18 protein-coding genes and 1 pseudogene are annotated in these 22,825 nt (G+C 62.9%); 4 read left to right on the plus strand and 15 right to left on the minus strand.

All coding sequences use genetic code 11. The annotated features are described in order from the left end of the window. Positions 1-407: 407 nt before the first annotated feature. Positions 408-617: pseudogene (locus tag O6R08_RS10595) on the plus strand (siderophore-interacting protein); the annotation flags it as partial. A gap of 66 nt (positions 618-683) precedes the next feature. Next, positions 684-1,100, plus strand: a complete 417-nt coding sequence (locus tag O6R08_RS10600; RefSeq protein WP_271419381.1) for a siderophore-interacting protein — start codon at positions 684-686, stop codon at positions 1,098-1,100. Between the two features lie 86 nt (positions 1,101-1,186). Here the strand turns inward: O6R08_RS10600 and O6R08_RS10605 are convergent, their stop codons facing one another. The 3 genes from O6R08_RS10605 to O6R08_RS10615 form a co-directional block, all read right to left on the minus strand. Next, positions 1,187-2,041, minus strand: coding sequence for an undecaprenyl-diphosphate phosphatase (locus O6R08_RS10605; RefSeq protein WP_271418064.1), 855 nt, complete (start codon positions 2,039-2,041; stop codon positions 1,187-1,189). Between the two features lie 149 nt (positions 2,042-2,190). Beyond that, positions 2,191-2,709 (minus strand): ferritin, encoded by a 519-nt coding sequence (locus O6R08_RS10610; RefSeq protein ID WP_271418065.1) that lies wholly within the window; start codon positions 2,707-2,709, stop codon positions 2,191-2,193. A gap of 150 nt (positions 2,710-2,859) precedes the next feature. Beyond that, on the minus strand, positions 2,860-3,573 hold the full coding sequence (locus O6R08_RS10615; RefSeq protein ID WP_271418066.1) for a hypothetical protein: 714 nt from the start codon (positions 3,571-3,573) through the stop codon (positions 2,860-2,862). A 98-nt stretch (positions 3,574-3,671) separates the two neighbouring features. Between O6R08_RS10615 and O6R08_RS10620 the strand changes: the two genes are divergently transcribed. Next, positions 3,672-5,039: an MFS transporter gene (locus tag O6R08_RS10620; protein ID WP_271418067.1), complete on the plus strand. Its 1,368-nt coding sequence runs from the start codon at positions 3,672-3,674 to the stop codon at positions 5,037-5,039. Between the two features lie 137 nt (positions 5,040-5,176). Here the strand turns inward: O6R08_RS10620 and rplI are convergent, their stop codons facing one another. The 4 genes from rplI to rpsF all read right to left on the minus strand — a co-directional run bounded on the left by rplI (position 5,177) and on the right by rpsF (position 7,021). Beyond that, positions 5,177-5,626, minus strand: a complete 450-nt coding sequence (rplI, locus tag O6R08_RS10625; protein ID WP_271418068.1) for a 50S ribosomal protein L9 — start codon at positions 5,624-5,626, stop codon at positions 5,177-5,179. A gap of 14 nt (positions 5,627-5,640) precedes the next feature. Further along, on the minus strand, positions 5,641-5,880 hold the full coding sequence (gene rpsR / locus O6R08_RS10630; protein WP_004809778.1) for a 30S ribosomal protein S18: 240 nt from the start codon (positions 5,878-5,880) through the stop codon (positions 5,641-5,643). A 145-nt stretch (positions 5,881-6,025) separates the two neighbouring features. Continuing rightward, on the minus strand, positions 6,026-6,616 hold the full coding sequence (locus O6R08_RS10635) for a single-stranded DNA-binding protein (RefSeq protein ID WP_271418069.1): 591 nt from the start codon (positions 6,614-6,616) through the stop codon (positions 6,026-6,028). A 114-nt stretch (positions 6,617-6,730) separates the two neighbouring features. Beyond that, positions 6,731-7,021 (minus strand): 30S ribosomal protein S6, encoded by a 291-nt coding sequence (gene rpsF, locus O6R08_RS10640; RefSeq protein ID WP_271418070.1) that lies wholly within the window; start codon positions 7,019-7,021, stop codon positions 6,731-6,733. Positions 7,022-7,487: 466 nt separating this feature from the next. Here rpsF and O6R08_RS10645 point away from each other — a divergent pair, with 466 nt between their 5' ends. Continuing rightward, the gene (locus O6R08_RS10645; RefSeq protein ID WP_271418071.1) at positions 7,488-12,923 is read left to right on the plus strand and encodes a S8 family serine peptidase; all 5,436 of its coding nucleotides are present in this window, start codon (positions 7,488-7,490) and stop codon (positions 12,921-12,923) included. A gap of 133 nt (positions 12,924-13,056) precedes the next feature. Here the strand turns inward: O6R08_RS10645 and O6R08_RS10650 are convergent, their stop codons facing one another. From O6R08_RS10650 to O6R08_RS10685, 8 genes are all read right to left on the minus strand, one after another. After that, positions 13,057-13,440 carry a rhodanese-like domain-containing protein gene (locus O6R08_RS10650; protein ID WP_271418072.1) on the minus strand — a complete coding sequence of 128 codons (384 nt, stop codon included), beginning with the start codon at positions 13,438-13,440 and terminating at the stop codon, positions 13,057-13,059. A gap of 477 nt (positions 13,441-13,917) precedes the next feature. Further along, positions 13,918-14,337 carry an ROK family protein gene (locus tag O6R08_RS10655; RefSeq protein WP_271418073.1) on the minus strand — a complete coding sequence of 140 codons (420 nt, stop codon included), beginning with the start codon at positions 14,335-14,337 and terminating at the stop codon, positions 13,918-13,920. After that, a complete protein-coding gene (locus tag O6R08_RS10660; protein WP_271418074.1) occupies positions 14,225-15,082 on the minus strand; it encodes an ROK family transcriptional regulator in 858 nt (285 codons plus the stop codon). The genes O6R08_RS10655 and O6R08_RS10660 overlap by 113 nt, the downstream gene beginning before the upstream one ends. Positions 15,083-15,193: 111 nt before the next feature. Beyond that, positions 15,194-16,732, minus strand: coding sequence for a sulfatase-like hydrolase/transferase (locus tag O6R08_RS10665; protein WP_271418075.1), 1,539 nt, complete (start codon positions 16,730-16,732; stop codon positions 15,194-15,196). Between the two features lie 42 nt (positions 16,733-16,774). Continuing rightward, positions 16,775-18,235: a sugar porter family MFS transporter gene (locus O6R08_RS10670; protein WP_271418076.1), complete on the minus strand. Its 1,461-nt coding sequence runs from the start codon at positions 18,233-18,235 to the stop codon at positions 16,775-16,777. Between the two features lie 385 nt (positions 18,236-18,620). After that, positions 18,621-19,850 carry an anaerobic sulfatase maturase gene (locus O6R08_RS10675; protein ID WP_271418077.1) on the minus strand — a complete coding sequence of 410 codons (1,230 nt, stop codon included), beginning with the start codon at positions 19,848-19,850 and terminating at the stop codon, positions 18,621-18,623. A gap of 162 nt (positions 19,851-20,012) precedes the next feature. Next, a complete protein-coding gene (locus tag O6R08_RS10680) occupies positions 20,013-21,947 on the minus strand; it encodes an AMP-dependent synthetase/ligase (protein ID WP_271418078.1) in 1,935 nt (644 codons plus the stop codon). 73 nt (positions 21,948-22,020) lie between these two features. Further along, on the minus strand, positions 22,021-22,818 hold the full coding sequence (locus O6R08_RS10685) for a deoxyribonuclease IV (protein ID WP_271418079.1): 798 nt from the start codon (positions 22,816-22,818) through the stop codon (positions 22,021-22,023). Positions 22,819-22,825 lie beyond the last annotated feature (7 nt).

The following is a 22,825-nucleotide window of genomic DNA, read 5'->3' on the forward strand; positions in this document are numbered from 1 at the left end:
GAGCACTCCAGTGTCGCCTCCCCCACCCCATCTGACACTTTTCGCACTGCGGCACGGGCACCCTCCTTGGGGAGCAAGATGTTGCGGGGCCGGAACCCATACCTGCGAGGTCACGTGTCGTATCCTCTGCGAGACCCACAATGAACCACACCAGTCGAATTACACCTGTGTGAGTTGTCCCCAGTTGGTGGATAACCCTGTGGATAACTCCCGGAGTAGGGGTTCTTTCACCGTCAGACCCCCTCACGCTCACCCGGAAGCACCGCACCCACGACACATTTGACAACGCTGCCGTTTCATAATTGATGTAGCCTGGCCACATGGTCAGAGCCCAACGTCTGGCGCGAGTCCGCGAGGTCCGCCACGACATCCCGAACGTCATCTCGATCGACTTCGAACCGTGCGACATGCCGCCCATCACCTCGGTCGACGATCACGTCAAGATCGTCCTACCCTCCGACGGATCCGACCTCCGCGCACCAGTCAGTCAGGACGACGCCCACCCCCTGCTGCGCACGTACACTCGTCGCCGATGCTCGGCTGACGGGTCGTGGGGCATTGACGTCCTGCAGTTCGGTGCCGAGACCGGGACAGACGCCCATGACGGCCCCGGGTCCCAGTGGTCAAAAATCGTCGAGCCCGGAGACCAGGTGGCAGTACGGGGGCCGGGGGGCCATTGGCAGATGCCTTCAGACCTCACCCATGTGCTCGCCGTCGCCGATGCGGTTGCTCTGCCGGCAGTAGCGAACACCCTGGCCTCCCTGCCGGAGTCGGCCCGCGCCACCGTCGTCATCGTCGAGGGACATCACATTTATCCCCTCCCCGACAACGACCGCGTCACGATCGTGACGGCTCCCCGGGACCCCGAGGGAATTTTCGCCACCGTCCGAGACCTGGACCTTCCTCGCGACACCCACGCCTTCGTTCACGGGCAAGCCGCGATGGTCCGCCCCATGCGCCGTCACCTGCGCCTCGAGCGCGGGTTACCCAAGGAGAGGGTGCACTTGTCGGCCTACTGGTTCGCAGGGCGCGACGCCGACGGCTGGCGCGCCATGAAGAAAGACTTCAACCGCTCGATGGAGGCTGAGTCGGGAGACTGAGGGGGTTCTATCTGAGCTGTCTACGCACACAACATTGAGGGCCGACCTGCGTGAAGCAGGTCGGCCCTCAATGAGTCGGATGGGGATCAGGCGGTGACGACGTTGGTCAGAATGAGGGCGATCATGATCAAGCCCACGACGATCCGGTACCAGATGAAGCCAGTGAACTTGTTCGAGGAGACGAACTTCAGCAACCACGCGATAGAGGCGTAGGCCACGATGAGCGAGACCACCGTCGCCACAATCGTCGGCCCCCAACCAATCGCGTTGGCTCCGCCGCTGGCGGTGGAAATGTCACTGGCGGCCGAGACGGTCTCGTAAATGCCGGCAGCCACCAATACCGGGATACCCATGAAGAACGACAGCCGAGTTGCGGTCGCGCGATCGAACCTACGGAACAGACCGGCAGAAATCGTCGCACCTGACCGTGAGATGCCGGGGAAGAGAGGGGCCAGCGCCTGGAAGCAGCCGATGAAGATGGCGTCGACAATGCCAACTTCCTTCATGCCACGATCAAGACCCGACTGACGGTCTCCCAGCCACATCACGCCGCTCCAGACGATGAGGGCAATGGCGACGACCCACAGAGAACTCAGGGTGTTCTCGATGGCGTCCTTGAACAACAGTCCGACGATGCCGACCGGAATCGAGCCAACGATGATGCCCCAGCCAAGGGTGTAATCCGGATCACTGCGATCCTCCTTATGGGCCAGACCCTTGCACCACGCGACGACGATGCGCACGATGTCGGACCAGAAGTAGATGATGGCGGCGATGATTGCGCCGACCTGGATGATCGCAGTGAAGGCGGTGATTCCGGCGCCCTGGATGTCGTATCCAAGCAGCTTTTCAACGATGCGCAGATGGCCGGTGCTGGAGACGGGAAGGAACTCGGTAATGCCCTCGACGATGCCGAGGATGACGGCATGCAGCCAGTTCACGGATGGAAACCTCTCGATTGGGGGCCGTGGGGATGCGGCAGACGCTCATCCACGTCAATGCATCCGAGGTCACACCATAGATGAAGATACCGACAGTTCTGGGCCGCACACATCCCTATGCCACGCGGGCGAACCCGCATGGGTCCACGTCAGTCGCCGTTCTCGGTGGACTCCACATCGCGAGAGCCGAGCTCAGCATCCAAGCGGAGCAGGCCAGAGCCGTCATCATCGATGAGCTGGATCCGGCCGATGATGTCGCTGACGGTCGACTCCTCCTCGATCTGCTCGTCGATGAACCAATGGAGGAGCGGAATCGCGTCAATGTCACCAGCTGAGGTGCAGGAGCGGTACAGCTGACGGATGGCCTCGGAGACCTTTTCCTCATGGGCAAGGGCTGCCTGGAAGATCTCGAGCGGGGACAGGCCGGGCTCGATCTCGGGGGCCTTGATCGTTCCGATACGGGGGTGACTTCCGCGATCGAGAACGTGGTCGATGAACTTGTTGGCGTGCACGATCTCTTCGTCCGCCTGGTGGCGCAACCACGCGGCCATGCCAGAAAGATCCTGAGCATCGGCCTCGATGGCCAGCTGACGATACGTCATGTCAGCGGTCAGTTCGAGGGTGATTTGATCGTTGAAAGCTTGGACGATGTCATCGGACATTTTCATACCTCGAGCCTACGAGGGGGATCCAAACGGTCTGGCTTGACCAATAACGCCGCCCCAGGGAGCTGGTCATCACCGCTGTGACCCTCCCCTGCCCGCGGTGACAGTTTTCGCCGCGCCCCAGGTGCCGCGTGGCCTGGCCACGGTGATGATTCACTCCTCGTGATGATTTCCGCCGCCGGGTCCAGACCACAGGACCTGCGTGTGACCGTCCCCGACGCACCAGACGGAAATCCCCATCACACCGACCTCCAGTGGCACGACATCTGCCAGGATCTCGACGGCACGCCCCTGTAACGCAGGCGGAACCTGATAACCCATCGTGACGTGGGGATTCCACCACCGTGGGCCGTAGTAGTTGAAGGTCGTGACACCAACCTCAGCCAGCCGGCGGTGCAGCACCTCGTGGGGCCTGCACAGCACGTCCAGGGCCTCCGAAGTGCGAAAAACATCATCCGGGCTCAAGGAGGAGCATGATTCGACACCCCCACCCCGCGAGGTGTCAGAAATCGTCATGGGGTCGGAGGCAGCGGGTTTGACGGCAACCCCAGGGCGGGTGGGGTCGTGAGAACGGCGGGTGGGGTCGTGAGGACACAGGGCCACCACACCGTCAGAATTCGGCAACCGACACGATGTCGTCAGTGTCACTCGCTCCGGCCACCCAACGTCGACGAGATCAGAGTCAATCCCGTCCATGGTCGACACCGCCGCCACTGTGATGTGGGCCGGCTCGTGCAGCACCGGGACTCCGGCTGCCATGAGCCGGTTCCGCGCGTCGCGAAGAACCTGTTGGGATTCGTCGTTGAGGGTGAGCGACAACGTGTGCGTGAACACAACTCCGGGCTGCCACTCACTGTCTTGTGTCACGACTCACCCCACTGTTGCCAACAATTTGTGAAAGATGTCACACTCGTCGGCTTCAATGCGGCATACTTCCAATGTCGATGCCAAAGGAGGCGCCAACGGTGGCAAGTGAAACACAACTGGTCCGTGAAGAGCATAGTCTCGGGCGGGCTGCACTCAACACTCTCAAAGGGTGCCTGGGAAACCTCGTCGAATGGTACGACGTCTACACGTACACGGTCTTCGCAACCTACTTCCAGAACCAGTTCTTCAGCCCTGAGGACAAGAACTCGCGCATTTACGTCTACGCGGTGTTCGCCATCACGTTCCTCATGCGTCCGCTGGGCTCCTGGTTCTTCGGACGCTGGGCTGACCGGCACGGACGTCGCTCCGCCCTCACCTTCTCAGTTCTGGTGATGGCCTTCGCCTCGTTGGTTGTGGCGATCCTTCCGTCTCGCGACCAGATTGGTATGTGGGCCGCCGTGCTCCTCATCATCTGCCGCATTGTCCAAGGATTCGCCACCGGTGGCGAATACGGCACCTCGGCGACCTACATGTCGGAGGCAGCGGTTCGTCATCGTCGCGGCTTCCTGTCCTCCTTCCAGTACGTCACCTTGGTTGGTGGCCAGGTCATTGCCCAGGCTGTCCTGCTCATCGAGACGGCCACGCTGACCCACGATCAGATCGCCACCTGGGGTTGGCGTGTCGCCTTCGGCATCGGTGGCCTCGCGGCAGTCATCGTGCTGTGGATGCGACGCACCATGGACGAATCCCTCACCGAGGAGCATCTGGAAGACATCCGCGCCGGTCTGGACCGCGACTCCGGCACCATGCGCAGCCTGTTGGTCGACCACTGGCATCCCCTGCTGCTGGTCTTCCTCATCACCATGGGCGGCACCGTCTGCTTCTACACCTACTCGGTGAACGCCCCGGCCATTGTGAAATCCACCTTCAAGGAGCAGGCGATGACGGCGACCGCCGTCAACCTCATCGCCTTGATCTGCCTCATGTGTTTGCAGCCAATCGGAGGTCTCATTTCCGACAAGATCGGCCGCAAACCGCTACTGGTCTTCTTCGGCGTGGCCGCCACCTGCTACACGTGGGTCCTCATCACCTTCCTCCCGAAGGCCACCAACCCCTTCGGCGCCTTTGGCCTGCTGCTCATCGGCTACATCATCCTGACCGGCTACACCTCGATCAACGCCTTGGTGAAGTCAGAGCTCTTCCCAGCCAAGATCCGTGCGCTCGGCGTCGGTGTCGGCTACAGCCTCGCCAACTCCTGCTTCGGCGGCACTGCCCCGGTCATCTACGAGGCCTTCAAGGAGCATGACAAGGTGACGTGGTTCATCGTCTACGTGACGACCCTGACCTTCATTTCCACCTTGGTCTACATCTTCGGCTTGAAGAACAAGACGGCTACCCACCTCGATCACGAGCAGGGGCACGCCTGGGCTCACAACGAGGGAACTCCCCCGCCAACCACACGCTGATGTCTCCGCAAGCCATCCAGTGACCCCATGCGGGCGCACAATGGAATCACGCTTCGTCATGACTTTCGCCGGTGGTGACGTAACACAGGGAGGGCACCCATCTGGGTGCCCTCCCTCATGTCTGCGTCTACGTCAGATCAGGCGGCGGGAACAGTCTCCACCGTGACGTGACCCTTGATGGCGTCATGCAGCTTGACGCCGACGGTGTGCTTGCCGATGGTCTTGATCGGCTTGTTGATCTCGATGGTCCGCTTGTCGAGGGCGGGACCACCAGCCTTCTTGACGGCAAGGGCGATGTCGCCGGGGGTGACGGCACCGAACAGACGACCGTTCTCGCCAGCCTGGACGGTCACCTGGACGACCAGGTGCTCCAGCTGCGAGCGGATCTGCTCGGCCTCCTCCTTGGACTTGATCTCCTTGGCGTCGCGGGCGCGAGTGATGTCCTTGATCTGGGCCTCAGCACCGCGCGTCCACTTGATGGCGTAATTCTGCGGCAGCAGGTAGTTACGGCCGTAGCCGTCCTTGACCTCAACGATGTCGCCGGGGACACCGAGCTTGGCCACCGGGGCAGTGAGAATGAGCTTCATGTCCTTCTCCCTTCTCAGCGAGCCGTCGAGGCGTACGGGAGCAGTGCGAGCTCGCGAGCATTCTTGATCGCGATGGCGACCTTGCGCTGGTCCTGGACCGACAGCCCGGTGACGCGACGAGCGCGGATCTTGCCTCGCTCAGAGATAAACTTGCGCAGCAGGGCGGTGTCCTTGTAGTCGACCGCGCCGATGTGCACGGTCTTGACGGGAACGACCTTCTTCTTGTTCACAGACTTGCGCTGTGGACCGGCCATTGTGGTGCTCTCCTTCGTGTGAAAGCCCGGCTCTCGCCGGAATGTGCCTTGTCCGTGGCCCCACGTGGGGCGCCGAACCTGATGTTTCTTCTATTGATGACGCCGATAGTCGCTGGATCGGGCCTACCGATCACAGACCTACCGATCAGAACGGGGGTTCGTCGGTCTGGGCCGAGGCCCAGGGGTCGACTCCCCCGCCACGATTGGCGTCACCATTGTTGTAGGACCCTTGGTTACCGGAATCTGAGCCCCAGTTACCACCCTGGCCACCATTGCCGCCGGACCAGCCGCCCTGGCCACCACCGGAGTTTCCGCCCCAGTTGCCGCCCTGACCGCCGCCGCCATTGCCACCCCAGTTGCCTCCGCCGGAGGACTGGCTGCGAGTCACCTTGGCTGAGGCGAACCTCAGCGACGGACCCACCTCAGCCACGTCAATCTCGTAGGAGGTGCGTCTGTTGCCGTCCCGATCCTCGTACGAGCGAGCCTTGAGGTTGCCCGACACGATGACACGCATGCCCTTGGACAGGGACTCGGCGACATTCTCGGCGAACTGACGCCACACCGAGCAATTGAGGAACATAGCCTCACCGTCGCGCCACTCGTTGGTCTGTTTGTCGAAAGTCCGCGGGGTCGATGCCACCGTGAAATTCGCGACAGGCACCCCATTAGGGGTGAAGCGCAGATCAGGATCGGCAGTCAGGTTGCCAATCACCGTGATGGGTGTTTCGCCAGCCATGTCACTCTCCGCAGTTCGGGGGTTTGCGAATCAATGGTTCCAGTGTGCCGCTCACCTCGGACAGTCTTCAGGATCACCCGAGGAACAGAGGCGAACAGCGTGGGTCCTCGACCCTCAGTGGGTCTCGGGACGCATGACCTTGGTGCGCATGACCTTCTCGTCGATGGCGAGAAGACGGTCCATCTCCTGGATGGTCGCGGGCTCGCAGGTCGCGTTGAGGACGACGTAGATGCCTTCGGACTTCTTCTGGATGTCGTAGGCCAGGCGGCGCTTGCCCCACACGTCGACGTTGTCGACGGTGCCCTTCTCGTCAGTGATGACCTTCAGGTACTTCTCCATGAGGGAATCGACCTGACGCTCCTCGACGGTCGGATCAATGATGATCATGACCTCGTACTTACGCATACGCTGACTCCACCTCCTCTGGTCTCAGCGGCCACGAGTACATCCCGTGGCAGGAGGGCGAATGCCACCGATCGGGGTCTGCCCGATCGGTCAGCTGCCATGACAGACAGCCAATTGAGCACTATACCGGCTGGATCGTCGTTCTCCGAATCCTCAAGGTCCGTCTCGGGCCGGCTCACCTCGGACACACACGCCACCTGTGATCCCCGCATCACAGACTTCCTCAGGGTGACCTAAGTCGTTGGTAACGATTTCGTCAATTTCTTCGTCGAGGTCTCGCGCTCTGCGGGGATGATCCGACAAAGTTCTGCCAGGAGTGGTTAAAACTGCGTCTGGGGCTGCGACACATGGTCACCGTGGCTGGCATTGGTCACCGTGGCTGGTGTGCCGGATCCTCGGGCGCTCTGTCTGCCACGTGCGTGCCCGGGAGGTCCGGCCACAGTGTCAAGGAAAGACGGTCATACATATGCACACATCTCGAGGAGGAGGGCTGCTCCCAGCCATTGTTGCGCTGGCGCTGGCAGCCACTCCGGCCGCGATGGCAGCCCCAAGCCCCACACCACCGACCCCCTCTCCCACCCTCGCGACGCAGAAGCAGTCCGAGAAGGTCAAGGTCATGGTGCTGCTCAAGGGACAGCCGTCCGGACGCGGAGTTGAAAAAACCAATCTCGCCGAGCTGAGTCGCACCATCAGCGCCATTCAGGCCAAGGTCCCGATCACGGTTGACCGCCGATTTGGCCTGCTCCTCAAGGGGTTCTCGGCCTGGGTCGAGACCTCTGACATCCCTGCTCTCGAGGCCCAGCCGGGCGTCGTCTCCGTCAAGCCGGTCCGCGCCTATCAGCCAGCCGACGAGGAAGCCAACATCGCCACCGGCGCCACCGCGGCTCGCAAGACCGGGCTCGATGGCCGAGGCACTGTCGTCTCGATCGTCGACACCGGCATCGACATCAAGCACCAGGACATGCGCCTCGACGCCGAGGGCAAGGCCAACGCCAAGCTCAAGGCCGCTGACGGATTCACCGACAAGGTGCCCTACGGCTACAACTTCGCCGACCGCAACAACAACGTCAAGGACACCACTGCATCCCAGCACGGCATGCACGTTGCCGGCATCGTGGCTGCCAACGGTGGGGCCGACGCCGACGCCGTCGCCAATGGGCGCGTCAACGGTGCCGCTCCCCAGGCTCAGCTGCTCGCCATGAAGGTGTTCTCCAACGACCCTGCCAAATCCGGATCGGACGGCACCGGGGGCTCGGCCTACAGCGATGACATCGTCGCCGCCATCGAGGAATCGGTGCGACGCGGGGCGGACGTCATCAACATGTCTCTCGGCTCTGCCAACGGCGTGGACTCCGCAGACCAGGGCGAAGCCCTCGCCATCGCCAACGCCCAGCAGGCTGGAGTCCAAGTCGTCGTCGCCGCCGGTAACGACGGCCTGACAACCTCCGCCCAAGGTGACGAGATCGACACCCTCGGACTCCTCGACAACGGCGCCCTCGGTAGCCCCGCCACCGCCCCGCAGGCCTGGTCGGTCGCCTCGATCAACAACGCCCACAAGATCGTCACCATCGCGAAGGCCACCTGGGAGGGCGGATCGTATGACCCCGGGTACCAGCAGCAGGCTGGCCCCGTCGACCTCGAGGCTCACAAACTGGTCGCTGCCGGCATCGGCAAGCCCGAACAGGTCCCCGCTGAGGTCAAGGGTAACTGGGCCCTCATCGAGCGCGGTGAGCTCTCCTTTGCCGACAAGGTGACCAACGCCGTCGCCAAGGGAGCAACTGGCGTCATCATCTTCAACAATGCCAGTGGCGGAAACGACATCCCGGGCATGGCCGGCATCGACAAATCCACGGTCCCGGTCGTCGGACTTGGCCACGACGACGGCCAGAAGCTCATCGACGTCATGAAGTCCGGCAAGGAGGTGTCGATCCAACTCACCAAGTCCAACAAGCTGGTCGACAACCCCGACCCGATGCTCGCCTCGAGCTTCACCTCGTGGGGAGCCACCCCGGATCTCAACTTCAAGCCTGAGATCGCCGGTGTCGGCGGGGCCGTCTACTCGACCCTCAACGACAACAAGTACGGCGTCGAGTCGGGCACCTCGATGGCCACCCCGAACGTCGCCGGGCTGTCAGCCCTCATGCTGCAGTCGCTCAAGAAGACCAGCCCCGACCTGTCTCGGGTCGCAGCCAATTCCACCGTGCGCACCGCGATGTCGAACACCGCTGAGATCCTCACGTACTCCAACGGTGTGCCGCTGGCTCCCCGGCAGATCGGCGCTGGACTCGCCCAAGTTGACCGCGCCGCCAAGACCCGTGTCCTGGCGACCATCGACGGCAAGCCCAACGCTGCTCTCAAGGAGATCACCTCGGCTCGCAAGGTCAACGTCGCCCTCACCAACCTCGGTGACAAGCCGCAGACCTTCACCACCAGCCAGACCTGCGTCATCAACGAGGATCACAGCGGCGACAAACCGCTGACCTCGTGCTCGACCGACGAGAAGGCTGCCTCCCAGACCAACACTGTGACGGTTCCGGCCCACGGCACTGCCAATGTGTCCTGGACCATCACCCCGAAGACCGGTAAGTCCCACTGGATCGAAGGCTGGTTCAGATTCTCGTCCACCGACCCGTCCCAGCCTGACCTGAGCCTGCCTTACATGGGCTTCGTCGGCGACTGGAACGCCGAGAGCATCATCGACACCCCGGTCTACTCGAAGGACCCGTCACTGATGTCTCAGGTCTTCGGCGAGGAGAACCCGCACAAGACCGTGCTGGCCAGCACGAACCTCGCCTCGACGACCATCGAGCGCGGCGTGGGAGCCAACTTCTTCTCCCCCAACGGCGACGGGATGCTCGACACCATCTTCGCCCAAACCCTGCTGCTGCGATCTGCCCAGGAGCTCAAGTTCTCCGTCGTCGATGCCAACGGCAAGACGGTGCGCGAACTTGGTTCCGATCAGGATCTGCAACACCTCCGGCTGACCAAGCTGGCTGTCCTCAAGACCAACGCCGCCGAGAGCGATCCCGATCGCGGTTGGGACGGCAAGGTATGGGACGCCAAGAAGGCCGCCTTCGTCACTGCCCCCGAGGGCAAGTACACCTTCAAGGTGCAGGCTCGTCTGTCGCCCGACTTCGGCTGGCAGACCGTCGAGATGCCCTTCGTCCTGGACGTCACTGCGCCGAAGTTGGCCACGTCGGTGCGTCACAACTCTGACGGCACCGCGTCGGTCGTCGTCAAGGCCACTGACGCTGGCTCCGGCGCTGGTCCGGTCGCCGCTCGCGACGGCTCAGGCACGATGCTGACCCCCGACACCACCTCGGTGCCCGACGCGACCGTCTTCACCGTCTCGGACCCGGCTGCGGCCAAGTACGTGCAGGTCACTGCCGCCGACGGCGCCTTCAACACCACGACCTCGGTCGTCATGCTCGACAAGACGGCCCTGGCCGCCCCCGACCCCCTCCTCAGGGGATCCGTCGTCAACGCTGAGACCCCGGATTCCTCAACCTTGGGCCTGGTTGACGACCAGCCCTTCCTGCGCAAGGACAAGACCCTGCCGGTCCGTGGTGTCGTCTCCGCCGAGGTTGCCAAGGTGACCGTCAACGGTGTTGACGCGACGATCGACGCCGACCACCACTTCACCGCGATGGTCGGATGGACACCGGGCCACAACACCTACGAGATGGTCGCCTACGACGCTGCCGGCACGGTCCTTGACCGTTCGACGACGTGGATCGACGTCGACTTCAAGGCCCCGACGCTGACCGCTGACGCCGCCCGCAATGCTCAGGGCCTCGTCACCATCAACGACGACGGCACTGTCGACGTCTCCGGCACCGTCATTGATGACCAGGCCAAGGTTGGCGACCAGCGTCGCCCGCTGACGGTCCTCATCGACGGTGAGAAGGTCCAGGCACATGACGACGGCACGTTCAAGGCGACCGTCGCCCCGGAAGAGTCAGCCACCCAGATCGTCGTGACGGCCGATGACGGGGCCAACGTCAGCACCGTGGCCCTGCCTCTCGACCGCCCGGTCACCGGGGGCAACTCCTTGCGTATCACCTTCGACAACCCAGCCATGGCTGATCCGAACCTCCCGTTCGGCCAGCCGAACGTCTTCCTGGACGGCAAGGACCCCAGCGTGGACGCCACGACGACCCCTCGTACCTACACGATCTCGGGCACCTTCAACCGTGCTCCCAAGTCGTTCACCATCGAGGGCAAGGAAGTCAAGCTCGATTCCGCGCTGCACTTCTCCGTCAAGGTTCCGATCAACCAGGGGCTGACCAAGATCGGCTACATCGTCACCGACTCCACCAAGGGAGCCAAGCCGATCGAGAGTGCATGGCGGGTGTTCTATGACAGCCGAATCCCCGGCATCCAGCTTGATCGTCCGCGCATTGCCGAGGACGGGGCCATCTACATCACCAAGCCGTCGCAGGACGTGACCTTCGCCGGACGTGTGTGGGACAACGCCTTCGGCTACGCCCTGGCCATCAACGGCGACATCGTCACCAATTTCACCAACATCTGGGACCCGGGCGCCGACATCAACAAGCGCATGTTCTCCGAGGATGTCACCTCCTCCGACGGCGACCGCATCCTGCTGGGTCTCTACGACCTCATGGGCAACGGCCTGGAGCAGATCATCCCGGTGATCAGCGACACCGAGGCCCCCCAGGTCGAGGTTGCTGGCGTCAAGGCTGGCGAGGTGGTGTCTGAGCCGACGACGATCACCGTCAAGGCTTCTGACGCTCATCTTCGCAACATGAAGGTGACCCTGGACGGCAAGGAGGTCGCCTTCAAGGCCACGGAAGTGGTGCCTGCCGAGGGTGCGGAGGTTGCCTTCGACGGTGAGCCGGACAACACCGGCGCCCCTGCACCGAGCACCCCAACCACTGACTCGGCTGGCCAGGCGGCCAAGGTCGCTGCTGCTCAGGCGGCTGTGGACAAGGAAGCCGCCAAGGATGACGCCACGCCGGCCAAGACCGGGGAGGGTTACACCCAACTGACGGTCGAGCTGCCGACCAAGGACCTGGCTGCTGGCGCACATCAGCTGGCTGTCACCGCCACTGACCGCGCTGACCGTCGTAGCGACCTCGCGGTGCCGTTCACGGTGGACGCTGCTCCTCGTATCGAGGGGCCGGCTGGCCTGGTCGTCAACCCCGACGAGAACATCCTCGATCAGATCCGCGCCGCCTACACGGTGGTTGACGATCTCGACAAGAACATCGTTGTCGACGCCAACCTGAGCGGGCTCGTCATGGACCAGGCCGCGCCGGTTGTCCTGACCGCGGTCGACTCGGCTGGCCACGTCGTCACCAGGACCGTGCAGATCACCATGCAGCGTCCGGAGCGGACCCTGGCCGGTGAGTGCGGAACGATGAAGGGTCGCTTCGCCAAGGGGGATTCGATCTCGATCACCTGTCGCACCGACGCCAACGGGGACGTCATCGTCACCGTGAAGAACGCCGGACCGACCGTTCCCGGAACACTGAGCCTCAACGTGCCGACCGATCGCAAGATCCTCGTTGTCGATCATGGCAAGGTCATCGGCACCGCGAAGGGTCAGGTCGTCAACGGCAAGGTCGTCCTCAATGCCCCGTCGAAGATCACTTTGACCTTCGTCGCCCAGAAGGCCGGCTCGGGGGAGACCCAGCCGACCATCCCGGGCAAGACGAAGCCGGGACACGGCACGAAGCCGGGACATGACGCAACGCCGAGGCACGGCACCACGCCGGGCAACGACGGATCCAACGGTTCCAAGACCCCGCACCGCCATTACCGGCTACCTTCCACCGGCGGTGATCCCGCCGTCGGTCTGACCGGTCTTGCCGGGCTCCTGGGACTCGGAGCGCTGGCCAGCATGTCAGTTGCGGCCATCCGCAAATCGCGTCGCTGACCCATGACAGCGCATCGCCCCCTCACCAGTCGGTGAGGGGGCGATGTTCGCTTGGAGGAGCTGACATCAGGATATCAGGGGGGTAGTCGCCAGAAAGCGACATAGAACGCCCGTGGCGGCTCACTGCGACGTGTCAGTGTCCGCGCGGCGGCCCAGGGATGAGAATTTCCCCACCAGCTCGCCAGGCGCGCAGGCCGGATGCGAGGAAGTCGCAGGTGTAGCCCTTCTCCCGCACCCGGTCCACCAGGTGACCGGATCGCAACCCGGTGTCGCACACCAGGACGAAATGAGGATCAGGTTCAGCCAACGGGTCATCGCCATAGACGGCAGTGAATGGGTCGGCGATCAACTCCTTGGGATTGACGAGCCGAGCCCCAGGGGCGTGACCGGCCTCGTATTCGCGAGGAGTCCTGACGTCGACGAGAACTCCTCCTTTGGCAAGGATGTTGAGGACGTCGGGCAGTTCAAGGCCTCCCTCGGCCATTCCATGATTCACCAGCAGGTCGCGCAGTCCCATGTCTGCACAGTCTAGGGACAGCGGCCGGGCGACGATTCACACCGCGTCATCGTGGGTGGTAACTCACCCGATGGCGAAAACTGTCGGCACACCAGTGCCCGGGGACCGGCAGTGCCCGTTCCTCAGGCCTGGTGACAAAAATCGCCACCCGCCGTCAGTCATCGTCGGGCTGAGAGTCAGTGCTGGTGCCGGGTAGCACCGCGCGAACCTCCTGATGACCGGGCAACACCGCACGGATCCTGATGACCGAGCGGCACCGCGCGGATCCCGACGACAAAACTCGCCCCTCACCGGCCACGTGTGCACTGCGATGCCGGGACGGCGCCCGAGCTGACGAAAATGGTCAGGAGGATATGAGGTCCACCGATCGGCAGGCAGTCCAAGGCACACATCGACCGGTACACCCATCGACCGGGGCGCGCATTGTCCGAGGTCGGCACCCACTCGCGCAGATTCCCGATCACCCGATCCGACCTGCTAGCCCTGGCTGTAGGTCCCAGCCGCAATGGCGGCACCCATGGCCCGGTCCTCGTCATCGAGAATCGCCGGTACGACGTCAATGTCCCACGGAACTCCTGGAATCAACTCTTCGGCCAGGGCATCGTGAAGGTCCGTGACAATCTGGGGGCAGGCGTGCGGCAACTCTCCCCCGACAACGACTCGCGAGGGGCTCATGAGAAGAACGGCCGCAGCGCTCACGCAGGCAACCGACTCCGCCGCTTGCCGCAAGGCCCCGCGAGCATTTTTGTCACCCCTTGCCACAGAGCCGGCGAGGGCATCAAGATCATCCACCCCTGCTGCCTGACACACGGCAGGAATCGACGCCACCGTCTCCAGGCACCCCGTCTTGCCGCAGTAACAGCGACGGCTGGACTGCGGGACCCGCGCGTGTCCCAATTCCCCCGCGTATCCGGTGGCCCCGCGACGTCACCACCGAGAGGATCGCGGCAACGGCCAATTCCCCCGCGTATCCGGTGGCCCCGTCACGAACGTGATCGGCGACGATGACTGTGCCACCGACACCCCACCCGAGGTGGACGTAGAACTGTTCTGCGACCCCACTGCCGGCACCGTCACGAGCTTCCCGCAATGCAGCCATCCGGATGGTGTTGTCGACGATAACCGGCGCATCCCACCACCGCCTCGTCAGTGAGGCCACCTTCGAGGCGTACACGTCCCCGCGTCCGACCGGCACCGGTAACCCGACGCCAATGGCTGTCACATAGTCGGTCTCCAGTCCGCCATCCGACATCACTGTGGCAAGGGCTTTCACCAACTCGGCCAGGTCGTCCTCCCACTCCTCAGAAGGCTCGCGACCGTGCGAGACCTCCGCCACCCGGGATCCTTGGTGGTCCACGGCCACAGCCAGGGCTCGGGAGCGAGAGATGTCGAAGCCGAGTACGGCCACCACCCCGGCGCGCAGGGTGAGTCGCTCCACCGGACGTCCCCGGCCATGAGGGTGGGGATCAACGAGATGGTCAACAACCCCTTGAGCCCGCAGACCATCGAGGGCACGCCCGAGGACGGGACGGGAAATGTCGAGGACGTCGCACAGCTCGGCCCGGGTGTACGAACCTGTCGACAACGCGGCGATGATTCGCTGTTCCAGGGTTTCGGCCTGAGGACGTGTCAGGTACTCCATTGGCGTCACTGCCCTTCCGCCGTGAGGACGAGTGCCTTCAGTGTGCCACAGGGTACGCCGCTGCCCGCCTGAGCAGCGATTCTCAGACGGGCAGACGAAGGGGAACCGAGATCAGTCGGTGACGACCTCGTCGAGGTCAGATCGGGCGGTGTTGACCAACGGCACGTCAAAATCGACCATCGCGGCCATCCACTTGGCAAAGGAGTGATCTCCCCGCTCGCGCAGCTGACGGTAAAGTTCCTTGGCCAGCTCGCGGCGAATCTCGTCATAGACCGGGACCGTATAGACGTTGTTCATCTCGGCCGGGTCCACCCGCAAGTCGTAGAGCTCGTTGATCGACTCGTGGTTCATGACCAGCTTGAACTCCCGAGTGCGCAACATGCGCTGCTGGAGCGGGAAATGGTGGCCGTGGAACTCGCAGACGATGTTCTCGCGCCATCCCGGTACTTGCTCGCCACGGGTGAGGTCGACGATCGAGCGGCCGTCAGGCACGAGGGCAGGGTCGAGTCCGGCGATGTCCATGACGGTGGCGGGCAGGTCGATGAGAGACACAAAAGCGTCACTGCGACCCACGGTGGACACACCTGGGATGTGGGCGATGAACGGGACGTTGTAAATGTCGTCGTACATGGCCGGGCCCTTGTCGTTCATCCGATGCGACCCGGTGAACTCTCCGTGGTCGGCGGTGAAGAAGACCGCGGTGTCGTCGAGCACGCCGAGCTCCCGAGCGGCATCCATGATTCGGCCGATCTCGAAATCGATCATGGCGACGTAGCCCCAGTACACCGCGATGAGTTTGCGCCACTGGTCGTTGCTGAAACTCGACGTCGACCAGTAGGTCGCGTAGTTCTGCTGCACCGGAGGCTTGCCGATGAGGGAGTCGCCAAAATTCTCAGGCAGGGTGACGTCGTCAGGGTCGATGAGGTCGAACCACTCATCGGGCAGGAAGTAGGGCAGGTGAGGCCCGAAGAAGTGGACGTCGAGGCAGAAGGGTTTGCCGCTGTCCTTCCAGTCCTTGGCGTACTCGCGCAGGCGTCCGATGGCCCGATCAGCCAGGAAACGCTCGAACGTCGCCTCCTCGGGTTGGTCGAGTCGAGCGGCAAGGATGTGACCAGGACGCTTGCCGGGCAGCTCACCGCGCCACAGGTCGTGGGCCTTGACCGGCGGAAGATCGTTCTCCTTGAGCCAGGCGACATATTTCTCGTTACCGACCGGGTTCTCGGCCCCCCAGTAGGTGTCGTCGTCAGCCCCAAAGGCCGATGGCAGGTTCGCTCCACAGTGGTACTTGCCGACGATGCCGACGTTGTACCCGTTGTCTCGCAGCTCCTGGGTGTAGGTCCAAGCGTCGAGGGGGATCTTCGTACCGTAGGCGATGTTCCACTCCGGATTGGCCAGCACCTGGTGCTTGATCGGAAGCCGTCCGGTCATGAGGGAGGCACGCGCCGGGGTGCAGATCGCCGTTGGGGTGAAGGCGTGGGTGAAGGCGAACCCGTTGTTGCCCATCTCGTCGAGGACTGGGGTGTGGGCGTGGGGATTACCAAGGCAGCCAATGGTGTCGACTCGGTGCTGGTCGGTCATGATGACCAGGACGTTGCGGACGTTGTCGGGAATGTCCCGCTCCCGGGGTGTCCCGGTGGGGTTTTCAGTCATAATCCTTTCCTTTCTGTGAATCATCTGTGAGTAACGCGGACCTCAAGCACCCATATCCTCGAGTTCCTTGCCAGCCGTCTCATGAAGGTAACGGCCAGTGAAGATGACGGCGAGGATGCCGAAACCGCAGTAGAGCCAGTAGGTGCCGGCCGGCGACCAGGAGACGAGGAACGGGAAGAGCAGAACCACCAAGAAGTTGACGAAGAAGTCAGCACCGGAGGCCATCGACATGGCCGCGCCACGAATCTGGTTGGGGAACATCTCGCCCATGACGATCGAGAAGATCGGGCCCCACGAAGAGGTGAATCCGAGTAGGAAGCAGCACAGGGCGGCAACGGCCAGGAATCCCAGGAACGGGTTGGATGCGACGTCGGGGCCATCGGGCCCCATTGGGGCGATGGTGAAGACGAGGGCGACAACGGCCAACGAGAGGAAGATGAGGGTACCGCCCCACATGAGCATCCGCTTGCGACCAACGCGATCGACCAGCACGATGCCGGTGACGACGCCAACGATCTTGAAGCAGGTGAGGAGGAGGGTTTGTTGGAGGGCCATGTCTTCAGAGAATCCGACAGCCTCGAAGAGGGTATTGGAGTAGAAGAAGACACCGTTGGTACCGGTGAGTTGCTGGAACGCGGCGATGGCCATCCCAACGAACACGAGACCCTTCCACTGTGAGTTCATGACGGCGCGTATCCCGAGGGTGCGCTCCTCGGCTCCCAAGGTCTTGCGAATGGCGTCGACGCGCTCCTCGGCCTCCTCGGCGGTGTCACCGGTGACCTTGGACAGCACGGCAGCGGCCTTGTCCTCTCGTCCGGCGGCGACGAGCCAGCGCGGGGATTCAGGGATACGAGCTGTCATGATGACGTAGAAAACTGCCGGGATGAGCAGGCACAGGAACATCCACTGCCACGCCTTGAGGCCGAGGGCCAGAGTTGCCTCCGTGCCGCCGGCGCTACGGGAGACCAAGATGTTGATGATGCCGGCGAAGAAGAGACCCAGAATGATAGCCAGCTGCCGGAAGGCGATGAGACGGCCACGAATGTCCGCCGGAGCAATCTCAGCGACGTAGCCGGGAGCGACCGTTGTCGCAGCCCCGAAGCCGATGCCACCGACGATGCGGCACACCAGTAGGAAGGGGTATCCGCCCAACCAGGGAGACATGGCGCCCAGGACCGCCTCGAAGAGCAGGAAAGGCCCGACCCATATCAGGGTCGCGCGCCGCCCGATGCGGTCTGAGATTCGGCCGGCAAAAATGGCGCCGATCAGTCCACCGATGATGCCGGCGGAACCGGCAACACCCTGGGCAAGGGCTCCCAGGTGGAACTCGGACCCGACGGCCTTGATGGCTCCGTTGAGGACCATGCCCTCGAACCCGTAGAAGAAGGGACCGAGGGTGGCGATAATCGCCAACGAGGTAGCGTACTTGCGCGCGGCAGCGCGGCGTGGTTCGAGAGGTGCGCCCGTCTTTCCTGACGCTGCGGAACTGGTCGTGGTGGACATCCACTCGCTCCTTTGCTGGTCAACCTGAGGACGACATCGACGTCGCCCGACGATAACTGGGGCATAAGAACGGGGGATTTTTGACCGCAGCCACGGTCACCAAACAACGAGAATTGTGCGAAACCTCACTCCATCAGGGCGAGGTTGGCGGCCTCGGTCCTCGCCTCGCTGCGGGACACCCGATGCGGTTGTCCTTTCCCATCGGCCCCGTCGAAAAGCATCAACCCAGGAAGGCCCGGAGCACTCGAGTGGTGGATGCCCCCAGTGTGCTGATGAAAATGGGCAGCGCCGATGTCCGCACGCAGACCGTCAGCAGCTCCTTGGACCGTCATCGGCCCTTGTCTCAGGTCGCACACGCCGAGAGCTGACTGATGGGCACCGACTGTCAGCGAACCGAAGGGCGCAACCTGTTCCTCACCTGGGGATCAAGAATCTCGGCGGGGGCTCGGTTGGCGCGCACCAGCCGAGCCATGGCAACGAGATCGGGACGGATCGACGAGTAGAAATGGAAATACCCAGGGCACAGGTAATTTTGACCTTCGTCACCATCATCCGAGGTCATGAAACGATCCTTGGGGCATCCACCCTGGCACATTCTCAAATGCGGACACTTACGACATTGCTGGGTCAGATGAAGATTCTTCTTCTTGGAGAATTCCCGCATCGTGTCCGTCGACACCAGCTCCGCGAAGGACGCCTCTCGAATGGACCCGAGCCGCCAATCAGGCTCAACCCAGTGATCGCACGCATAAACGTCACCATTGAATTCCATGGCTACGTTGTTGCCGCATTGCGGGGCATGAACGCACACCGGGTGAATGCCGAACATGGCCGACAGCGCGGCGTCGAGATCCTGAATGAAGACCGTTCCGACGTCATGCTGGACCCATTCCTCGAAGATCTCGGTGAGGAACTGGCCGTAAGCCATCGGATCGACGCTGCGGGACGTCACCGCAGCACCGGCCTGGCGATAGAGCAGCCGCTGCCCCGACGCGGTCCGCCATCCTGCCTCAGCCACCGGAAGATCCTCGTCGTTCACCCTCTCGACGATGGGTATGAACTGAAGGTACTGCGCCCCCAAGTCATCGCGGAAATGCCGATACACCTCGAGACCCGAATGCTGATTGGCAGCATTGACGGTGCACAAGATATTGGTCCGGACTCCCGCTTTCTGCAAAAGACGGTATCCGCGCACGACCATGTCATACGTGCCACGTCCACCGCGGTTCTTACGATACGCATCATGGAGGTGGGCCGGGCCATCAATGGACACACCGACGAGGAAATCCTGCTCAGCCAGAAACTTCGCCCACTCGTCATCGAGGAGCGTGGCATTCGTCTGAATGGCGTGGGTCACATTCTGACGCGGTCGTCGATACTCGTCGGCAAGTTCGACAACCCTCCGGAAGAAGGGCAGCCCCCTCATCGTCGGCTCGCCACCCTGCCACAGCATCGTGACCTCGCCGTCGTCGCTGGCAGCCAAGAACTCCGCGACATAGTCACGCAAGGTGTCGTCGTCCATCCGCTGACGGGGCGCGTCATAGAGCAGTTCCTTCGACAGGAAGAAGCAGTACTCACAGTCCAGATTGCATGCTGCACCTGTCGGTTTTGCCACCACTGACAACGGCAGACGTTGACGTACAAGGGGCGTGGAGGGCCTCTCATCTGATGCGTGGGATGTCATTGTTCCTTCCGTTGTCGTTTCCCGCCCATCAATGTGGGACGGGGGCAGAAATCCCGCCAGCCGCACCGATGGGCCACGCGGGTTGCGAAGAAATCAGCCCTTCGAGCCTCCCTTACCTGCCTTACGACGTATCGCGATCTTGGTGTACATCTCCTCGACAACCTCGGTGAATCTCTTCTCCACCTCGCGGCGTCGCACCTTGAGGGTCGGTGTGAGCAGGCCGTTGTCCATCGTGAACTCGTCCCACAGCACCCGCATGTCACGAATCTGCTCCTGGTGAGGCAGCTTCTCGGTGATATCGGCAACACGGCGTCGAATCTCCTCGGCCAGCTCCTCAGAGCGCAACATCTCCGGGCCAGTCATCGACGAGATGTGCAGCCTCTCGGCAATCTCCTCCACCTGAGGCAAGGAGGGCTTGACGAGCAGGGTCAGACAAGGTCGATTGTCGCCCAGCAGCACCGCATGTTCGAAGAGAGGATCCTTCATGAGGGAGTTCTCGATGGGCTGCGGAGAAATGTTCTTGCCATTGAGGGTGACGATGATGTCCTTGAGCCGATCGGTGATGACGAGGAAGCCGTCGTCATCGATGTATCCGATGTCACCGGTGTGAAGCCACCCGTCCTCAATCGCCGCCGCAGTATCCTGGGGGGCCTTCCAGTACCCCTTCATGATGTTCGGACCACGGTAGAGGATCTCCCCTTCATCAGTGGTCGACATCTGGCTGCCCACCAGCGGTTTACCGGCGGTGCCGAACTTGCACCCGCCTGGGGAGTTGAAGCTCACCAGCGGGGACGCCTCCGTCAGCCCGTAGCCCTGGCACACCAGCAGACCGCATGCGGCGAAGAACTCCTCGACTTCCTTGCGCAGGGGAGCACCACCAGCCGCCAGCACCGTCTTGGGGCCTCCGACAGCGTCACGAATGGCTTTCAGGACGAGACGATCGGCCACCTTGTGTCGTGCTTCCAGGCCGATGCTGGGACGACGCCCCTCTTGCTGGGTCTGCCACCACTGGCGTCCAACCTCGATCGACCATTCGAAGATCTTGAGCTTGGCGGCGGAGTCAGCGACCTTCTCCCGCGCCACCTTCATGACCTGCTCGTACAGTTTCGGCACCGAGACGAACAGGGTCGGCCGGACGTCGACCAACATCTGCGAGATGGTTTTGGGGTTGGACACGAAGGTGTTGAGGCACCCGTGCCGGATGACCACCATCGACCAGCCCCACTCCAGGGCGTGGGACAGCGGCAGGAAACTCAGGGAGTGGTCAGCCGGGGAGAAGTCGAAGAAGGCGTCAAGGGCCTGCAACTCAGCCAGGGCCGCGCGGTGGCTGATCATGACTCCCTTGGGCTGCCCGGTGGTCCCCGAGGTGTATATGAGCGCGGCGACGTCGTCAGCACACGATTGCCCCATGCGCTCCTCGACGACGGGCTGAGCCTCCTCACTGATCCCAGCCTGACGCACCTGCTCCAGTGAGAGCACCGTCAAACCGTCATGATCACCAACGAGATCGGCCGGGTTGATCAGCACGACCGTCTCCAGGCAGGGCATCTGGTCGCGCGCCTCGAGAATGCGGTCGAGCTCCTTGGGGCCAGCGGTGACGATGGCCCGAACCCCGGCATCAGTGACGATGTGGACGATCTGGTCGGGGGTCGACGTCGGGTAGATGGGCACCGGAACGGCACCGATCGTCATGCCAGCCAGATCAGCCTCAATCCACTCCGGGCAGTTGCCAGCGAACAGGGAGATACGGTCGCCGCGCTGCAGGCCGTCCTCGGTCACCACCCCTGGGGTGACGAATGCCCGCGCCAAACCAGCGACGCGACGGCCCGTCTCCGCATAGGTGCGAATGATCCACTGATCATCCTGACGAACTCGGGTCGCGGGACGAAAACCATGATTCGCAACCGTGTCACGAAACATGTGGGCGAGGTGATTCTCGACGAGATTCTCCCCCGGTATCGGTTGGCCGAGAAGTTCCCCGGCTGGGTCGAGTCCAGCCTTGTGAGACTGACGCGTGCTCGATGTCATACCCGTTCCCCCTCGCCGGTGCACACCTGACACTTCATCGTAATGTTCCCTGACCGTCCAACACAGACTGTCCTCACAAGTGCTCACGCAGCCAGGCGATATCGCGCGCCTGCCCCTGACCATCCCCTGGCGTCTCGACGACGACCGGGGCCTGCGCAGCACGGATGACGTCGACCAGCGTGTCGGCGTCGCACTCCCCCTCACCCAGGTTGGCGTGGCGATCCCGCCCCGAACCAGCCGGCCCTTGGGAGTCATTGGCGTGCACGAGGTCGATCCGACCCGTGATTCCACGCACGTCGTCAACCAAGCTCGTCATGTCAAGACCCGCCGCGAAGGCGTGACAGGTGTCCAGACAGAACCCGACATTCTCATGACCCGAGGCAGCACCGATGGCCTGCCACGTTCCTGACAGCCTCTCCAGGAAGCGGGCCATCGCGTTGTCCCCACCGGCAGTGTTCTCGACGAAGAGCGGCACGGGGAACTCGAATCCGTCGATGGCTTTGCGCCAGTTGTCCTGACCCTTCTCGATCGACTCCCCAGCGCGCACATGGCCCCCGTGGACGACAACACCCATCGCCCCGATCTCGGCGGCAGCGTCGAGAGTCTGCTGCAACAGCTTGCGGCTGGGAATGCGGATGCGGTTGTTGAGGGATGCGACGTTGATGACGAAGGCCGAGTGCACAACGAGCGTCAACCCCGCGTCCTCGGCAGCCTCCTTGAGGGCCTGGGCGCCGCCGGGGAAGTCACAGACCGGCTTGGCCCAGGATTGCGGGTCACCCAGGCTGATCTGGGCAATGTCGGCTCCCCGTGCGGCCGCCTGTGCCACGGCGTCGGCGGTGTCGACATGACCGCCAATGATCCACTTCGTCATGCCAACA

Source organism: Cutibacterium equinum (assembly GCF_028021195.1).
GTDB lineage: Bacteria > Actinomycetota > Actinomycetes > Propionibacteriales > Propionibacteriaceae > Cutibacterium > Cutibacterium equinum.